Raw genomic sequence first — 16,371 nt, 5'->3', positions numbered from 1 at the left:
AGGAGGAATGTTGCCATGAAACAAAGAAAACGTATCTATTATTCACCAGAACAGAAAGCACTTATTTGGGACAGATATAAGCGAGGTGATTCGCTGCATGATATCGCTAGAATGTTTGATCGCTTTCACTCTTCGATTATGCCAACTATTTATCAAACTGGTGGGTATCGGCCACCAGAACGAAAAAGACATCCACAGTCTCTCTCACTTGATGAAAGAGAAGAAATATCACGATGCTTAGTCGGTAAACAATCCATTCGAGAGATTGCCAGACGTTTGTCCAGAGCGCCACCTACAATTAGCCGTGAAGTAAAAAGAAATGGTGGGTTGAAGCACTACCGCGCCGTGAAAGCTGAACAACGAGCATGGGATGAAGCATTGAGACCTAAGCCATGTAAGTTAATTGGATCCCCAGAGTTATGTAAACTAATAGCTGTTAAGCTTAAAAGGGCATGGTCGCCACAACAAATTGCGGGTTGGTTAAAGCGACAATACCCCGATAATCAGGAAATGTACGTGTCTCACGAAACCATCTATAAAACACTCTTCATTCAGACGCGAGGCGCTCTAAAGAAAGAGCTACAAAAGTTTTTGCGGTCAAAAAGAGCGGTTCGCAAATCTCGTCAATCTTCACTGAAAAGGTTAGGTCTAGGCAAAATCCCTGATGCTGTTTCTATAAGTGAACGACCTGCATCAGTTGAAGATAGAGCGATACCTGGTCACTGGGAAGGCGACCTAATATGTGGCTCCAACAACAGTTACATAGCGACACTAGTAGAGAGGCACTCTCGATTCGTAATGCTTGCGAAAGTGGATGATAGTAAAACGTCGACCGTGATTGCTGCACTTATCAAGCACGCTCAAAAGTTACCTAAGGAACTATATAAATCTCTAACTTGGGACACGGGAAGAGAAATTAAAGACCACAAACAATTCACACTAGCCACGGATATAAAAGTATATCTTTGCGATCCTTACTCACCGTGGCAACGTGGTACCAATGAAAACACCAATCGATTACTACGACAGTATTTTCCAAAAAGTACCGACTTATCAGTACACAGCCAACAAAAACTTAGCAGTGTAGCGAGACAACTTAACGAAAGACCAAGAAAAACGTTAGACTATGAAACACCAGCACAGAAATTTAACCAATGTGTTGCGCCCATTGATTGAACTCAAGGTACACAAAAGACTGCCAGGTTTGGTCCCATTCAGTCGCTTGAAATCGATACCCTGTAGCCCGCATATTTTCTTAAATTGATTACCCTGTCTTCGTCGAGTAACAGGTACTGCCCCTTAATTCCGTGTAAAGTCCCAGAAAAAACAGGTGTTTGGTCTAAATTTATTGACTTAATTTTGTCTGGGAATTGGTGAACAGGGTACTCAATACTGACTTCTTCACTGCTAACTTGGGTAACCGCATCTTCGCCATGCAGTTCTTTTATATGCGCAAGTTCGGGGGCTATTTTGTCCATTATTTGTTGTTTTAAGGCTTCCAGAGAAACTGGTTCTGGTTGTCCTTTTAGCATGGTTCGCCAGTTTGTCTTGTCTCCAATGTGTGCTTTGCACGCTGTTTCTACCAAGCCACTTACTAGTCGATTTTTAACCCGCAAAAATACCAGTGCTTGTGAAGCGCCTTGATCTATCCAACGGCTGGAAATTGTTTCAGAGACGTGGCGGGTGATGCCAATTTTTACGTTGCCCGTATTAGCGAGATAAACGTAATGATCACTAAAACAGTGTGCCTCTCCCCATTCAGGTTCCCGACACGTTCCTTCATGATAGTGACACTTTTCTGGCTTTATCATGCAAGAATCACATTGAGCCAATGTGATAAGACATCGATAGCAATAACCTTGGTTAAAGCTCTTTTTTGTCTTCTTATCACAGTTTACACATCGTATTTCGCCGTGGGAGACGAGTTCAATATGCGTGCCGATGAGTGCGTTCATATCGATGCATTCATCACCCAGAGTTAGTTGATAAGACGCCTTGCCACTGTGATCAGCTGAGACGTGCATTTTGTGCAGCGCACCTTCATACTGTGCCATAAAAATATTCTTTATATACTGAGTTCACCACGTAAATCGTGGGTGAGTTTATGTTGGATCTCATGAAAGCTAAGAGACTGACTTAGTAAGTAATGCAGTTTTGCCAGCGCGGCTTCTGGCGTCATATCACTGCCAGACAGTACGCCAGCTTCTTTGAGACTGTTTCCCGTCGCGTAACCGCCCATATTTACCCGCCCGCGTAAGCACTGAGTACAATTGAGCACCGGAATTTCCCGCTCCGCCGCATAGCGAAGCTGCGCTAACAGGGCAGGGTGCTGTGGGGCATTACCAACACCATAACTAAGTAAAATAAGTGCATTTACCGGCTGCTGTAAGGTATTTTTAATGACCTCTGGTGAAATTCCAGGGTACAAACTTACCAACCCAATGGGTTGAGCAGTAACCCTACTGACGCTTAACGCTTCATTGCTTGGCGTGGCTAATGTACCGGCCTTTACCCGTATGTTTATGCCTGCCTCTAACAAAGGAGGAAAATTAGGGGAATCAAAAGCATTAAACCCATCGGCATCCACTTTTCTACTGCGATTGCCCCTAAGCAAGCGGTTGTTAAAAAACAGGCTGACTTCTGCAATAGGGTAGTTAGCAGCAACGTAGAGGGCATTTAATAAGTTAACCTGGCCATCAGAACGCAATTCTGCAAGGGGAATTTGTGAACCTGTCACAATTACTGGTTTTGCTAAATTTTCGAGCATGAAGCTCAATGCAGACGCTGTGTATGCCATGGTATCTGTACCATGCAGAATAATGAAACCATCGTACTTATGATAATTCGCCGCTATGTCATCGGCGATACGTTGCCAGTCGTTGGGGTTCATATCTGACGAATCAATTAAGTGGTCGTATTCATGCAATGTATAAAGCGGCATTTCGGGGCGATGAAACTCTGGCATATTTTCCAGTGTATTACCAAGGAAGCCCGCAGCAGGAACATAGCCTTGTTTAGAGGGTTTCATACCAATAGTGCCACCGGTGTAAGCGATGTAAATGTGTTTGCGCATATTCGCTCCTTACTGTGTCGCGGTATTGTATCAAGATCACTGTTTAAGTCATCCAGGCTGTGTGGCTGACGTTATCGTTGTGTAGGATCTCAAAAGCGGGGGAGAGCCTGTGTCACTCATGTTGACACAGGCGCATGGAGCTATTTAACTTCTTTGCCGGCTGCTTGCTGATCAGCGTGGTAGCTTGAACGCACCATTGGCCCACATGCCGCGTGGGAAAAACCGATTTCCTTGGCATAGTCACCCAGGTCGTCAAATTCAGTAGGGTGTACATAGCGTTTTACGGGGTAGTGGTGGCGTGAGGGTTGTAGATATTGCCCTAGAGTCAACATGTCTACATCGTGGGCACGTAAGTCTCTTAATACGCCCTGGATTTCTTCGTTCTCTTCGCCCATTCCCATCATTAAGCCAGATTTGGTTTTAACGTCAGGGTGTTGCGCTTTAAACTTTTTCAACAAATCCAGCGACCATTGATAGTTTGCGCCTGGACGACATTCCCGATAGAGACGGGGAATGGTTTCCAGGTTGTGATTGAACACATCGGGTACACCTTGCTTGAAAATTTCCAATGCACGATCCATTCGTCCACGGAAATCAGGTACCAGAACTTCAATCGTTGTTGCCGGGCTGTGCTCTCTGATCGCATTGATGCAATCAACGAAATGCTGCGCGCCACCGTCACGTAAATCGTCACGGTCAACTGAGGTAATAACAACATACTTGAGCTTCATTTCCGCGATGGTGCGAGCAAGTTTCTCAGGCTCTTCAGCGCTGGGAGGAAGGGGCTTACCATGAGCTACATCGCAAAACGGACACCTGCGAGTACAAATGTCACCGAGGATCATAAACGTTGCTGTACCGTGGTTAAAGCATTCAGCCAAGTTTGGACAAGATGCCTCTTCACACACCGAATGGAGCTTGTTTTTGCGTAACGTCTGCTTTATTTCATCAATGCGATCGGTAGTTCGTGGCAGTTTTATTTTTATCCACGAAGGTTTACGCAACATCTCTGCTTTTTCTGTTGGCACGATGGTAATAGGGATGTGTTTTACTTTTTCATCATCGCGGAGTTTTACTCCGGCTTTTGGACGTGCGTTACTCATCAAAACCTTCTTTTTCGATCGTCTGTTTTATGTTCAGAATATTCAACAAATGGTGTGCTAGCGGCATTCCTGCTTTTTGCAGGGTATCCGGACCATTCAATCTTGCTGTATCTGTCATTTCCATGCCAGCATAGCCACAGGGGTTTATACGGGAAAACGGCGATAGATCCATGTTAACATTAAGTGCTAAGCCATGAAACGAACAACCCTTGCGGATTCTTAATCCTAAGGAGCACACTTTTTTTTCATCGCAATATACGCCGGGGGCATCTTTTTTTGCGTATGCCTCGATATTTGCGCTGCTCAATAGGGCCACAACTGCGTCTTCCATAGCCGTGACCAAGTGTCTGACACCAAGTTTGCGCCTTTTAATATCCAGTAGCAAATAAATAACCTGCTGACCCGGTCCGTGGTATGTTACCTGGCCACCCCGATCGACATTAACGACAGGGATGTCCCCTGGCATTAGCACGTGTTCCGCTTTGCCTGCCTGACCTTGAGTGAAAACCGGCTCATGTTCAACCAGCCAAATTTCATCCATAGTTTCACTAGTTCGTTCATCAGTGAACGATTGCATTTTTTGCCATACCGGCAAATAAGGTTGCAACCCCAGTTGGCGTATGACCACTGGTTCCTCAGAATGACTTTGACTCACTTACAGTACAACCCTGACCAATTCGAGTTTGGCGAGCTCCGTATATATGACTTCCATATGTTCTTTACTCGTCACTCTAACGCTTACTGAAACCGAGTGGTAATTGCCTTTTTTACTGGGCTTTACCGTGGGAGAGTAATCTCCGGGGGCGTGCGCTTGTAAACAGGTTATAACGTGTTCGGGTAAGTCTTCATGGGCAACGCCCATTACTTTAAAAGTCTGCGAACAAGGAAATTCGAGTAATTCATCGAAACGGGTATCCATGAGATATCCTTACTTCTTAGCTAAATAAAACGGCCAGATTATAACAATCTGGCCGTCCATGAACAAAACAAAAAGGTGGTTGATGGAAAACTAACTACTCGTCATCCCAACCTAATTGCAGCATAAGATAATCTATTGTGCGGTCAAAAAAGCCGCCTTCATTAACTTCCTGAAGTGCAACCAGGGGGTATTCTGCGACGTCTTTCCCTTCAAGCTGTAAATAGAGCGTGCCAACTACCTGACCTTTTGCCAATGGCGCTTCAAGCTTTTTATCGAGTTCGAAATTTGCTTCTAAATTGCCAGCCTGACCACGAGGAATGGTAATGGGGGTAGATTGATTAATTCCAAGGTCTACAGTTTCTCTGTCACCCATATAAATGCGATGAGATACAAAGCTGTCACCCGCCGAATAAGGGGTAACTGTTTCGTAAAAACGGAAGCCATAACGCAGGAGTTTTTTGTTTTCTTCTTTGCGGGCTCGTTCACTGTCGGTTCCCATTACCACAGAAATAAGGCGCATATCGCCCTGTTTTGCTGAGGTTATCAGGCTATACCCGGCATCTGAGGTATGCCCCGTTTTTATGCCATCGACATTGAGGCTTTGATCCCAAAGTAAGCTATTGCGGTTGTATTGCTTGATGCCGTTGTAAGTAAACTCTTTTTCACTGTAAATACTGTAAATTTCAGGGGTCTCAGACACCATTGCTTGAGACAGAATAGCCATGTCTCTCGGTGTAACGTAATGATCCGCATCGTGTAGGCCGTGACTGTTAACAAAATGAGAGGAAGTCATGCCTAAGGCCTGGGCGTGGGCGTTCATCATACTGGCAAATGCACTTTCTGAGCCGGCTATGTGTTCTGCCATCGCTACACAGGCGTCGTTTCCTGATTGAACGATAATACCCCTTACCAAATCGGAAACTTTTACCTGTGTTCCCACTTCAATAAACATTTTTGACGACTCTGGAAAATTCTTTGCCCACGCATTTTCAGATATGGTTACCACCTCGTCCATGCTGATGTTACCGGCTTCCAGTTCTTTTCCGATAACGTAGGTCGTCATCATTTTAGTCAGGCTCGCTGGCGGCAACTGCATATCAGCATTTTTCTCGGCAATTACCTGGCCGGTTTCGTTATCTAGCAGTACAAAGCCTTCGGCGGCAACTGTGGGGGGAGGAGGAATGACAACATTCGCTTGTACACAGGCAGTAAAAGCTGCGGCAAGCAGAATACTTAAAAAGGCAGACGGTTTAGCGCATTTTATCTTTTTTAGCATGGGAATGATTAATACCATTTTTTTAATGAGACAATAGTGGGGAAGTTTATCGTAACCCCACTTGTTGGACTAGGTTTTACCTGAAAAGTTTAGCTAAAAACAGGGCCAGCGGCTTATTTCCTCGGTAATGCCACTAAATCAACCGATGAATGCCATAATTGGACAAGTAATCACAAGCTCTCAGTAATCGCATATGCTCCTGGATAACCATTTTGCTTGAGATCGTCAAGTAACATCTTCACCTTAAACCGATCGGTCAGCGGGCCTAAGCGGAGTTTGTAAATATTATTGATCAACGGCATTTGCGCGGGCACCTGGTAAAGGGTAGATAAAACCGTGGAGACTGATTTTGCCCGTTCAGCGTCGCTCACTGCGGCAACTTGTATATAGACATCGCTGGATTCTGTAATTGTACTTTCATCTTCAGGCGAGGGTGAAACGGGCACAAGGCCAGCATATTCAGCGTAAGTTACGGTGGGACGTTTACCGACGGTTACGTAGTTGTCTTCATCGAAATGAATAACCTCTAGTTTCACCTTAGCCGTGCCGTATTGTTGGTAATCGAGCTTCTTTGCGGCAGCATAGGAGAGGTCAATAATACGATTAGAATGAAATGGGCCTCGGTCATTTACGCGGACGATGACAGATTTGTTGTTGGATAAATTGGTTACGCGTACGAAAGAGGGTAAGGGCAGGGTCTTGTGAGCTGCTGTCATCGCGAACATGTCATAGGTTTCGCCGTTCGAGGTGAGATGGCCGTGAAATTTCTGCCCGTACCATGAAGCTAAGCCGACTTGTTCAAACCCTTTGCCCGTTTGTAAAGGAAAATAGCGCTTTCCTAATACTTCATAAGGACGGCTATTCCACTCACGATAGGGTTCATACTGTGGTGTGGCATCGGTGTAATCCGGCTCGTCATAAACAAATGTAGGTGCAGAGTCGGTATGCTGGGCATAACGGCTTTGCGATTGGCATGCAGTTAAGCAAACCACAGCGATGAGAAGTAACCCGTATTTAGCGCACATGATTATTTTTCGTCTTTATTTATCGGGATAAAAATCTTTTTTGCGTTCCTATGGCCATTAATATACCAAAGCCCGCCATAAGCGTTACCATAGACGTTCCACCGTAACTTATAAGCGGAAGTGGTACACCGACAACGGGTAACAAGCCTGACACCATGCCCATGTTGACAAAAACATAAACAAAAAACGTCAGCGTGATAGAACCTGCCAGTAATTTACTGTAGGCGTCTTGCGCACGATTGGCAATAATCAACCCACGAATAATGATAAACAAATAAATAGCAAGGAGGAGCAGGACACCCATAAGGCCAAATTCTTCACTGAACACAGCGAAAATAAAATCAGTATGGCGTTCAGGCAGAAACTCCAGTTGCGATTGTGTCCCCTGCAGCCAGCCTTTGCCTTCAAGGCCTCCAGAGCCAATTGCAATTTTCGACTGGATAATATGGTAGCCGGCACCAAGGGGGTCGCTTTCCGGGTTTAGAAATGTAATAACCCTTTGCTTTTGGTAATCTTGCATAAGGAAGAACCACATAATTGGCGCAAACGCACCCGCAAGCGCACCTAGCACACCAATTAATCGCCAACTCATACCAGCCAGGAAAATCGCAAATATACCAGAACTTGCTATGAGTAAGGATGTGCCCAAATCAGGTTGTTTGGCAATCAACAGGGTCGGCACGACTACCAACACAAAGCCTGAAACTATATGAACGAGTCTGGGTGGTAGCGTGAATTTGCTGATATACCAGGCAACCATCATAGGTACCGCAAGTTTCATCAGTTCAGAAGGTTGGAATCGGATGAATTTCAGATCTAGCCAGCGCTGTGCGCCTTTCCCCATATCGCCGAATAAAAGCACCGCAACGAGCATACCTAAACCCAGCAAATAGGCATAAACAGATAGCCTTCTGTAAGCCATAGGTGGTACCTGGGCCATGAATAGCATTACGCCCAACGCGATGCCGAGGCGAGTAAACTGGCGTTCCATTTGTCCGGCATCCTGTCCTGAAGCAGAGTACAAAGTGTATAATCCTACCGTCATTAGAACGAGTAAGCCCAATAGTAGCCAAACGTCTATGTGGATGCGTTGCCAGATGGTGGTGCTATTCTGTTTGAGTTGTGTCCGTTTCACCCTGTTTATTCTGCCTTATCCGATTCAACACCATCTAGCTGAGGCTGCATAAATTCATGTTCTCGAAAATAAAAATCCATCACTTGCCGGGCAACCGGCGCAGCATTGGTACTGCCTCCACCTGCATTTTCAACGACTACGGTAGCCGAGATTTCAGGTGCATCAAACGGGGCAAACGCCACATACATAGCGTTGTCCCGCAAGTGCTCTGACACATCATCTTCGTTATAAGTTTCGTTCTGTGCTACTGAAAAAAGCTGCGCTGTTCCCGATTTACCGCCGGATTGATAGGAGGCATCGGCAAAAGATTTTCTACCAGTGCCTTCTTCCCCGTGGTTTACCTCGTGCATGGCATTAAGCATTAACGCCCAGTTATCTTCGTTTTTAACCATTATTGGGCGCATGGTTTTCGGTTCGGCTTTTGCAATCGTGCCATCGGGCTGCATAAAGCCCAACATAATTTGTGGCACGTAACGCTCACCATTGTTAATGAGAGTATTTATGGCCTGATTAAGCTGTACCGGTGTTGCCGTCCAGTAGCTCTGACCAATCCCTACGGGAATTGTGTCCCCAATGTACCAGGGTTCATTGAATCGAGCGCGTTTCCAGCCCCGACTGGGCATATTAGCGTCTGATTCTTCGTATAAATCAATGCCGGTATAGTCTCCGAATCCGAACTCTGACATGCTGTCGCTGATACGATCAATCCCCAGTTTGTAGGCCAAATCATAATAGAAGGTGTCACAGGATACGGCGACCGCTTTTGTTACGTCTACTTTCCCATGGCCCCATTTTTTCCAATCACGCCATACATGACTTACATTGGGAAGACGGTAGCGGCCGGTGTCATTAATAGTAGTGTCTTTATCGATGATGCCTTCTTCCAAGCCGACTAGACCGAGCAGGGGCTTTATTGTAGACGCAGGAGGATACTGCCCTTGGGTTGCCCGGTTGATCAACGGGCGGTCTGATGACTGCAACGCGCGATAGTTTTTACTGCTGATACCGTGAACAAAAAGATTAGGATCGTAGCTGGGGCTGGAATACATCGCCAGTACTCCACCGTCCTTGGGGGATGACATTACCACTGTCCCGCGTTTGCCTTGTAACGCTTTTTTAGCTGCTAACTGGAGGGGTAAATCAATGTTAAGGACAATGTCTTTGCCAGGAACAGGAGGGTCAATACTCAGGGTGCGAATAATGCGGCCCTGACTGTTAACTTCCACTTGCTGATAGCCGACTTTACCGTGAAGCAACTCTTCATGATATTTTTCAATACCCAACTTACCAATATCATAGGTAGCGGCGTAATTTGCCTCTTGCCCGGCTTCTACCAATTTCTGTAAATCTTTTTTATTGATTTTGGCTACATAGCCAAGAACGTGGGTGAGGGTATCGCCATAGGGATAAAAACGGGACAATCTGGCCTCAACGGATACGCCCTGAAAACGATGTTGATGAGCAGAAAATCGTGCTACTTCTTCTTCAGTTAGCTGGGTACGCAGGGCGATAGGTTTGAAGCGGCGCTGTCCGCGATAGATTTTAAGGAAGTTTTCTTTTTCTTCATCGGTGATCCCCATCAGTACGGATAATCGCGAGAGGGTTTCTTCTAAATCATCGACGTCTTCAGGTACAACTTCGAGGCTGAAAACCGGTTTGTTTTCAGCCAATAAAATGCCGTTTCTATCGTAAATAAGCCCTCTGTTTGGGGCAATTGGAAGAACTTTGATTCGGTTCCCGTTCGAACGTGTCTGATAGGCGTCGTGTTGTTCAACCTGAAGCACGTACAAATTACTTACAACAATACCGAGCATCACTATAACGATGAACAAGGCAATGACAGCCCGTCTTGCAAATAGATTTGCCTCGGCAGTGTGATCGCGGATTGTCTGGCGCTTAGGTGACATTACTATTCCCTGTGGTAGGGATGGTTTTGAGTGACTGACCAGGCGCGGTAAAGACTTTCTGCCACGATGATGCGTACCAAGGGGTGGGGGAGTGTGAGGTTTGACAGCGACCACTTTTGTTCGGCGGCGGCTATACAAGCCGGGGCTAACCCTTCAGGACCGCCTATTAACAGACTGACATCTCGGCCATCCATTTTCCAGGCATCGAGCTGGGTCGCCAACTGAGGTGTGTCCCAGGGCTTTCCTGTTACTTCCAGCGTAACAATTCGATTTCCCTTCGGGATAACTGCCAGTGTTGCCTCACCTTCCTTTTGTAAAATACGGGCAATATCAGCATTTTTTCCCCTCTTACCGGCGGTAATTTCGGAAAAATATACTGGAAGATCGGCGGGAAACCGGCGCAGGAATTCTTCCACACCACGATTGACCCAATCGGGCATTTTGGTTCCTACAGCAACAATTTGAATTTTCACCGTCAGCTACGTCCCGGTTATAACACAACAATACCGCGCTGCATCAGCAGCCGGTGTAAATACAAATTTAACCCCAGAGTTTTTCCAACTGGTAGAAATCCCGAGCTTCGTCTTGCATTACATGAACAATAATATCGCCTAAGTCCACAAGTACCCACTCGCCAGATTCTTTACCCTCAATACTCAAGGGAGGATGTCCGGCGTGCTTTGTTTCAACTTGCAAGTTATCTGCTATTGCCATTACGTGACGCTTTGAATTACCTGAGCAGATGATCATGAGATCGGTAATACTTGATTTACCTTTTACATCCAACTCAATAATGTCCCGTGCTTTCAAATCGTCAATTTTGTCGAGGACAAATTGTTTGAACTGATTACTCTCCAAAAGTTCTCCTTAAGATGAACAAAAAAATCTTTACCAGCTTAGTATAGCGAAACTCTCACGCTATTTGTTTGCAACGTCACTACGCGCTCCCAATAAGGGGAATTTGTGTTAACGGTACTCCCATAAAAAGCATGCAAAGATGTGCTAATTTAACATACGGCCGTGATATCACATTTTGCTTAAATGCAATATCTGCATCTTCAATTTCTTTTCTGATATGTTCAAGTGCGTCGGGTGACAGGCGCTGCAACGCTGACATATACAAATTTTGTCTGTTTTTCCAAATTCCCAGTTTAGGCCACTGGATTGGCTGGTTAGCGTGTTGCAAATCTTTTAGCTGCACAAGGGTTTGCCATTCGCGTATAAATGCCCAGATAAGAATGTTGGGTTCGACGCCTTCACTCTCCAGTCGATACAAAATTTTTATACAGCGAGACTGTTCACCGGCGAGCATTACATCTATGAGTTGAAACACGTTAAATCGGGATTGATCGACAATGGCAGCTTCTACTTTATCACTGGTCAGTTGTTGATTAGGATAAAGCAATGCCAGTTTTTGGATTTCCTGATGGGCCGCAAGCATGTTGCCTTCGGTCATATCTGTGATCATTCGCACGCAGGTTGCGTCAGCTTGCAAGTTGAATTCTTTTAAGACCTGCTGAATCCACATATTCAATGCTTTCCCTTCAAGGGGGTAGCACATGGCGTGAACACCGAGACTGTCGAGTACCTTGAACCATTTTCCCCGTTGTACATCTTTACCGATACGGGGGCCATGAACCACAAGTAAAACGTCTTGCCCCAGTGACTGTGCGACAGACTGTAAGGTTTGACTTCCTTCGGTTCCAGGCTTTCCGGTTGGCAGCTCAAGCTCAATAAGCTGCTGAGAGGCAAAAAGAGACATTGACTGTGTTGCTTCAATTAGTTGAGACCACTGAAAACCACTGTCTGCAACGAAAACATTTCGCTCCGTAAATCCCGCTTCCTTCGCACGGGTTCGCACCTGTTCGATCATGGTATATTTTTGTTGTGGTTCATCACCAAAAAACAGGTAACAGGGTTTTAAACCCTGATGTAGTTCTTGTTCGAAGCGATTGGGATACACTTGCATAAGTATAAACTACTGCACCAACGCATCATTAGCGTGGCCAGACAAGCGCCTGATAATATTGTCAGCTGCTTCTTCGCGCATTTCACTTAACACTAAATCAAGCTCTCTTGATTTTGCCAATACTAAATCAGGGTCGTCCTGATAATCCCTTAGTACTTCGAAATACGCATTAATAGGCTCTTTGCCCGGAAAAGTCACCTGATAGCGGACACCATAAATAAGTTCGTACTCGGCAACCTGACCTGTGGCAAATACAGACAACAGACGTCGCTCCAATTGCTCAGGCATGATGTTAATCATAACCGAGTGTGCTGGCGAAGGGCTGTCAGCCATAACACCGCCTTTAATGTTGTAAACATCAAGACGTTTTTTAAGGGCTCTTGCAAGTGGTGCATGGGCCTGAGCAGAGGAGACTGCTACGTAATTGACAGAAGCGGGCAACGACTGGTTGCCCCGCAAGTGAAAACCGCATGCTGTGGTAACCAGAATCAGGCTTACGACAACTGCAAGCTTTAATAAGCGCTGCATCAGTTAGCCACTATATTGACAAGCTTACCGGGTACCACAATAACTTTTCGGATTGTTTTACCATCGATAAATTGTTGTACATTGTCTTGTGCTAACGCTTGTGATTCCACCACGTCTTTTGCCGCATCCGCGGCTACTGTCATCTTCGCTCGAACCTTACCGTTTACCTGAACGACAATTAACTTCTCGTCTTCAACAAGTGCAGCTTGATCAACATCAGGCCATCCGGCATGTTCGACAGCTGTTTCATGGCCGAGTAATTGCCACAAGTGATGGCAAATATGAGGCGTAATCGGGTTAAGCAAACGGACAATGGCTTCGATTGCTTCGCGCATAACGCTATGGTCTGTGTCGGAGCTCTGCGGTGCTTTTTGCAAGTGATTAAGCAATTCCATTACTGCCGCTATTGCAGTGTTAAAGGTTTGTCTGCGACCCAAATCATCGCTGACTTTGGCGATGGTCTTGTGTACTTCACGGCGCAGCGCTTGTTGATCTTTAGATAAGGACTTGATATCCAAAGGAGCGGGACTTTGGCAAACGCTTAAATGCTCAGTGACCAGTTTCCATATACGCTTCAGGAAACGGTTTGCACCCTCAACCCCTGAGTCAACCCATTCGAGGGTTTGTTCTGGCGGAGCTGCGAACATAGTAAACAAGCGTACGGTATCAGCGCCATACTGGTCGATAACTGACTGAGGATCGATACCATTGTTCTTCGACTTAGACATCTTCGTCATGCCACCGTGTTGAACTTCCGTACCATCTTCGGACAGCCAGGCTTTTACAATTCGGCCTTTGTCGTCTTTTTCCGTCGAAACGTCTAACGGGGAATACCAGGTTTTTTTGCCGTTCTCATCTTCACTGAAGTAAGAATCGGCCAGTACCATTCCCTGGCATAACAAACGCTTGAAGGGTTCATCTGATTCGACCAAGCCTTCATCACGTAGCAGTTTGTGGAAAAAACGGGAATACAATAGGTGTAAAATAGCGTGTTCTATACCACCGATGTACTGGTCAACGGGCAGCCAGTAATTGGCTTGCGCAGGGTCAAGCATGGCTTCGCTATTTTGTGCGCAGCTGTATCTGGCATAATACCAGGACGACTCCATAAAGGTGTCAAACGTATCTGTTTCACGCAGTGCAGGCTGACCATTAAACGTGGTTTTCGCCCATTCTGGGTCAGCTTTGATTGGCGAGGTTACGCCATTCATCTGTACGTCTTCTGGTAACACTACTGGTAAATCTTCAGAAGGTACCGGTACCGATTCACCGTTCTCAAGATTTAGCATTGGGATAGGGCTGCCCCAGTAACGCTGGCGACTTACGCCCCAATCGCGCAGTCGATAATTGACTTTTTTGACACCACAGCCGAGGGCTTCAAGTTTTTCAGCGATAGCCTTAAATGCGGCGTCAAAATCCAGCCCGTTGAACTCCTCAGAGTTTATCAACACGCCTTTCTCTGTATAAGCACTTTCAGTGAGATCTACTGTCTCTTCACTGTTATCCACCGGAGCGATAACCTGTGCGATGGGCAAGTGGTATTTAGTTGCAAATTCCCAATCACGCTGGTCGTGCCCTGGTACTGCCATTACCGCGCCAGAGCCGTAATCCATCAATACAAAGTTTGCGACCCATACCGGTACTTCTTTACCTGTGAGTGGATGAATGGCTGTGAGACCGGTAGCAAACCCTTTCTTCTCCATTGTGGCAAGATCGGCTTCTGCAACTTTGGTGTTTTTACATTCTTCGATAAATGATGCCAAAGCCGGATTCTCTCTGGCAGCAAACTCTGCCACAGGGTGCTGAGCAGCAACGCCAACATAGGTAACGCCGAAAAAGGTATCTGGACGGGTGGTATAGACGGTAAGTTCTTCTACGTCCCCGGCAGGTTTGGCAAGTTTAAAGGTAATTTCAACGCCTTCAGAACGACCAATCCAGTTAGCTTGCATCGCTCTGACCTGATCAGGCCAGTCGTCCAGTTGTTCTAAATCGGTCAGCAGCTCTTCAGCATAGTCGGTTATTTTGATGAACCACTGAGGAATTTCTTTTTGTTCAACCAGGGCACCTGAACGCCAGCCACGACCATCAATAACTTGTTCATTAGCTAACACGGTTTGATCAATAGGATCCCAGTTTACAGTGGCATTCTTTTTGTAAACCAAACCTTTTTCATATAAGCGCGTAAAGAACCATTGCTCCCACCGATAGTAATCCGGTTTGCAGGTGGCGACTTCCCGGTTCCAGTCATAGCCAAACCCGAGAGATTTCAGTTGGCCTTTCATGTATTCAATATTCGAATAGGTCCAGTTTGCAGGCGCTGTGTTGTTATTAATGGCGGCATTTTCGGCAGGCAGACCAAATGCATCCCAACCCATAGGTTGCAATACGTTTTTACCCTGCATTCGCTGAAAGCGGCTGATCACATCTCCAATCGTGTAGTTTCGTACGTGGCCCATGTGAAGACGTCCACTGGGGTACGGGAACATAGACAAACAGTAGAATTTTTCTTTGTCAGGCGCTTCAACTGCCTTAAACGACTGATTAGTATCCCAGTACTGTTGGGCTTCTTGTTCAATTTGCTTTGGATTGTAATGATTCTCGGCCATTGTTGATTAGGCTTCCGCGTTATAAATAGGTGACTTACTGATAAGCGGCATAGAATACCCCAGTGCCATTGCTTCCCACAATAGGAGCAACGGACTTTTATCCTCAGGTGCTGAGAAAATAAGCAAGATTACTGCGTTTTCAGGTAATGGGCTAATGCATTTAGTTGTTGTGCCTGCACGCTGTCTACTATTGGCGCGAGAGAGGCGAACCCATCGGGTGCAAAACCCTGTACTTGGTAGCGCATAATAATTCGGGTTTTACTAGTGTCAGGCAGGTGTGTGAACTGCCAGTTCAACGCGCCGTAAACCCCCATGTTTTGCAGCGGTCCTAAGCCACCGGTCATTGTCAATTGCTTGTCTGGCTCAACAAAACTAATTGCCATATGTTGTGCTGAGGCGTTTCCACTCTTTTCACAGAAACACCCCCCCGCTGCGGCGTCTATTGAAAACGTCCCCCGCCACCAACTATGATCTTTCGGCCACCATGCATCAACATTACTTACGAGTGCTCGCCAGGATTGAGGAACGCTGGCATCCGTCTCAATAGTATTTTCAATAATGAAGCCATGATCGGATACTGCATCAACTTTGGCGAGTGTAAGAAATGAGGGAAACAGGGAAAAACAAACGGAGAAAAAGTAGAAGTACGCTATTTTTTTGTTATTAATTGTCATTTTTTTATTCCTTGAACGTTTTTTAGCCGTTTACGGGTAAATAATAACGTAAAAAAAGCGTAATAGCCCTGATAGTGGTAAAAATTCGCTTTTTTTAAGTAACAGGGGTTTGACAGTGGTGAAGATTCGCGTTTCACTTACAAGAAAATGTGTAAT

16 protein-coding genes are annotated in these 16,371 nt (G+C 45.8%); 1 reads left to right on the top strand and 15 read right to left on the bottom strand.

Going from position 1 to position 16,371, the window contains the following annotated elements; translation table 11 throughout:
* Positions 1-15: 15 nt before the first annotated feature.
* Positions 16-1,176, top strand: coding sequence for an IS30 family transposase (locus ACXACM_RS14065; RefSeq protein ID WP_474822487.1), 1,161 nt, complete (start codon positions 16-18; stop codon positions 1,174-1,176).
* A 38-nt stretch (positions 1,177-1,214) separates the two neighbouring features.
* Here the strand turns inward: ACXACM_RS14065 and ACXACM_RS14060 are convergent, their stop codons facing one another.
* From ACXACM_RS14060 to ACXACM_RS13990, 15 genes are all read right to left on the bottom strand, one after another.
* Positions 1,215-2,054 carry a DUF2797 domain-containing protein gene (locus ACXACM_RS14060; protein WP_474822486.1) on the bottom strand — a complete coding sequence of 280 codons (840 nt, stop codon included), beginning with the start codon at positions 2,052-2,054 and terminating at the stop codon, positions 1,215-1,217.
* A gap of 11 nt (positions 2,055-2,065) precedes the next feature.
* The gene (gene ansA / locus ACXACM_RS14055; protein ID WP_474822485.1) at positions 2,066-3,073 is read right to left on the bottom strand and encodes an asparaginase; all 1,008 of its coding nucleotides are present in this window, start codon (positions 3,071-3,073) and stop codon (positions 2,066-2,068) included.
* A gap of 140 nt (positions 3,074-3,213) precedes the next feature.
* A complete protein-coding gene (lipA, locus tag ACXACM_RS14050) occupies positions 3,214-4,176 on the bottom strand; it encodes a lipoyl synthase (RefSeq protein ID WP_474822483.1) in 963 nt (320 codons plus the stop codon).
* Positions 4,169-4,753: a lipoyl(octanoyl) transferase LipB gene (gene lipB / locus ACXACM_RS14045; protein ID WP_474824362.1), complete on the bottom strand. Its 585-nt coding sequence runs from the start codon at positions 4,751-4,753 to the stop codon at positions 4,169-4,171. Before lipB ends, lipA begins: the two co-directional genes overlap by 8 nt.
* A 78-nt stretch (positions 4,754-4,831) precedes the next feature.
* Positions 4,832-5,095 (bottom strand): DUF493 family protein YbeD, encoded by a 264-nt coding sequence (ybeD, locus tag ACXACM_RS14040; protein ID WP_474822482.1) that lies wholly within the window; start codon positions 5,093-5,095, stop codon positions 4,832-4,834.
* A 94-nt stretch (positions 5,096-5,189) separates the two neighbouring features.
* A complete protein-coding gene (locus ACXACM_RS14035; RefSeq protein ID WP_474822481.1) occupies positions 5,190-6,371 on the bottom strand; it encodes a serine hydrolase in 1,182 nt (393 codons plus the stop codon).
* Positions 6,372-6,541: 170 nt separating this feature from the next.
* Positions 6,542-7,396: a septal ring lytic transglycosylase RlpA family protein gene (locus ACXACM_RS14030; protein ID WP_474822479.1), complete on the bottom strand. Its 855-nt coding sequence runs from the start codon at positions 7,394-7,396 to the stop codon at positions 6,542-6,544.
* Between the two features lie 19 nt (positions 7,397-7,415).
* A complete protein-coding gene (rodA, locus tag ACXACM_RS14025; RefSeq protein WP_474824360.1) occupies positions 7,416-8,540 on the bottom strand; it encodes a rod shape-determining protein RodA in 1,125 nt (374 codons plus the stop codon).
* Positions 8,537-10,438: a penicillin-binding protein 2 gene (gene mrdA / locus ACXACM_RS14020; RefSeq protein ID WP_474822478.1), complete on the bottom strand. Its 1,902-nt coding sequence runs from the start codon at positions 10,436-10,438 to the stop codon at positions 8,537-8,539. Before mrdA ends, rodA begins: the two co-directional genes overlap by 4 nt.
* A 2-nt stretch (positions 10,439-10,440) precedes the next feature.
* On the bottom strand, positions 10,441-10,911 hold the full coding sequence (gene rlmH, locus ACXACM_RS14015; protein ID WP_474822477.1) for a 23S rRNA (pseudouridine(1915)-N(3))-methyltransferase RlmH: 471 nt from the start codon (positions 10,909-10,911) through the stop codon (positions 10,441-10,443).
* 67 nt (positions 10,912-10,978) lie between these two features.
* On the bottom strand, positions 10,979-11,296 hold the full coding sequence (gene rsfS / locus ACXACM_RS14010) for a ribosome silencing factor (protein WP_474822475.1): 318 nt from the start codon (positions 11,294-11,296) through the stop codon (positions 10,979-10,981).
* A 79-nt stretch (positions 11,297-11,375) separates the two neighbouring features.
* Positions 11,376-12,407: a DNA polymerase III subunit delta gene (gene holA / locus ACXACM_RS14005; protein WP_474822474.1), complete on the bottom strand. Its 1,032-nt coding sequence runs from the start codon at positions 12,405-12,407 to the stop codon at positions 11,376-11,378.
* Positions 12,408-12,416: 9 nt separating this feature from the next.
* Complete coding sequence (locus ACXACM_RS14000; RefSeq protein WP_474822473.1) at positions 12,417-12,935, bottom strand: LPS-assembly lipoprotein LptE; 519 nt, start codon at positions 12,933-12,935, stop codon at positions 12,417-12,419.
* Positions 12,935-15,541 (bottom strand): leucine--tRNA ligase, encoded by a 2,607-nt coding sequence (gene leuS / locus ACXACM_RS13995; RefSeq protein ID WP_474822471.1) that lies wholly within the window; start codon positions 15,539-15,541, stop codon positions 12,935-12,937. Before leuS ends, ACXACM_RS14000 begins: the two co-directional genes overlap by 1 nt.
* 128 nt (positions 15,542-15,669) lie before the next feature.
* On the bottom strand, positions 15,670-16,215 hold the full coding sequence (locus ACXACM_RS13990) for an SRPBCC domain-containing protein (RefSeq protein ID WP_474822470.1): 546 nt from the start codon (positions 16,213-16,215) through the stop codon (positions 15,670-15,672).
* Positions 16,216-16,371 lie beyond the last annotated feature (156 nt).

It is taken from the genome of Alteromonas sp. AWQ4_252 (assembly GCF_056158205.1).
The sequence above is the reverse complement of the archived record's forward strand: the minus strand, read 5'-3'. Positions and strand labels throughout refer to the sequence as shown.

Excerpts from the sequence above, each read along its gene's own strand:
- ACXACM_RS14065 (WP_474822487.1), top strand. The coding sequence starts at position 16 with ATGAAACAAAGAAAACGTATCTATTATTCACCAGAACAGAAAGCACTT.
- ACXACM_RS14060 (WP_474822486.1), bottom strand. The coding sequence starts at position 2,054 with ATGGCACAGTATGAAGGTGCGCTGCACAAAATGCACGTCTCAGCTGAT.
- ansA (WP_474822485.1), bottom strand. The coding sequence starts at position 3,073 with ATGCGCAAACACATTTACATCGCTTACACCGGTGGCACTATTGGTATG.
- lipA (WP_474822483.1), bottom strand. The coding sequence starts at position 4,176 with ATGAGTAACGCACGTCCAAAAGCCGGAGTAAAACTCCGCGATGATGAA.
- lipB (WP_474824362.1), bottom strand. The coding sequence starts at position 4,753 with ATGCAATCGTTCACTGATGAACGAACTAGTGAAACTATGGATGAAATT.
- ybeD (WP_474822482.1), bottom strand. The coding sequence starts at position 5,095 with ATGGATACCCGTTTCGATGAATTACTCGAATTTCCTTGTTCGCAGACT.
- ACXACM_RS14035 (WP_474822481.1), bottom strand. The coding sequence starts at position 6,371 with ATGCTAAAAAAGATAAAATGCGCTAAACCGTCTGCCTTTTTAAGTATT.
- ACXACM_RS14030 (WP_474822479.1), bottom strand. The coding sequence starts at position 7,396 with ATGTGCGCTAAATACGGGTTACTTCTCATCGCTGTGGTTTGCTTAACT.
- mrdA (WP_474822478.1), bottom strand. The coding sequence starts at position 10,438 with ATGTCACCTAAGCGCCAGACAATCCGCGATCACACTGCCGAGGCAAAT.
- holA (WP_474822474.1), bottom strand. The coding sequence starts at position 12,407 with ATGCAAGTGTATCCCAATCGCTTCGAACAAGAACTACATCAGGGTTTA.
- ACXACM_RS14000 (WP_474822473.1), bottom strand. The coding sequence starts at position 12,935 with ATGCAGCGCTTATTAAAGCTTGCAGTTGTCGTAAGCCTGATTCTGGTT.
- leuS (WP_474822471.1), bottom strand. The coding sequence starts at position 15,541 with ATGGCCGAGAATCATTACAATCCAAAGCAAATTGAACAAGAAGCCCAA.
- ACXACM_RS13990 (WP_474822470.1), bottom strand. The coding sequence starts at position 16,215 with ATGACAATTAATAACAAAAAAATAGCGTACTTCTACTTTTTCTCCGTT.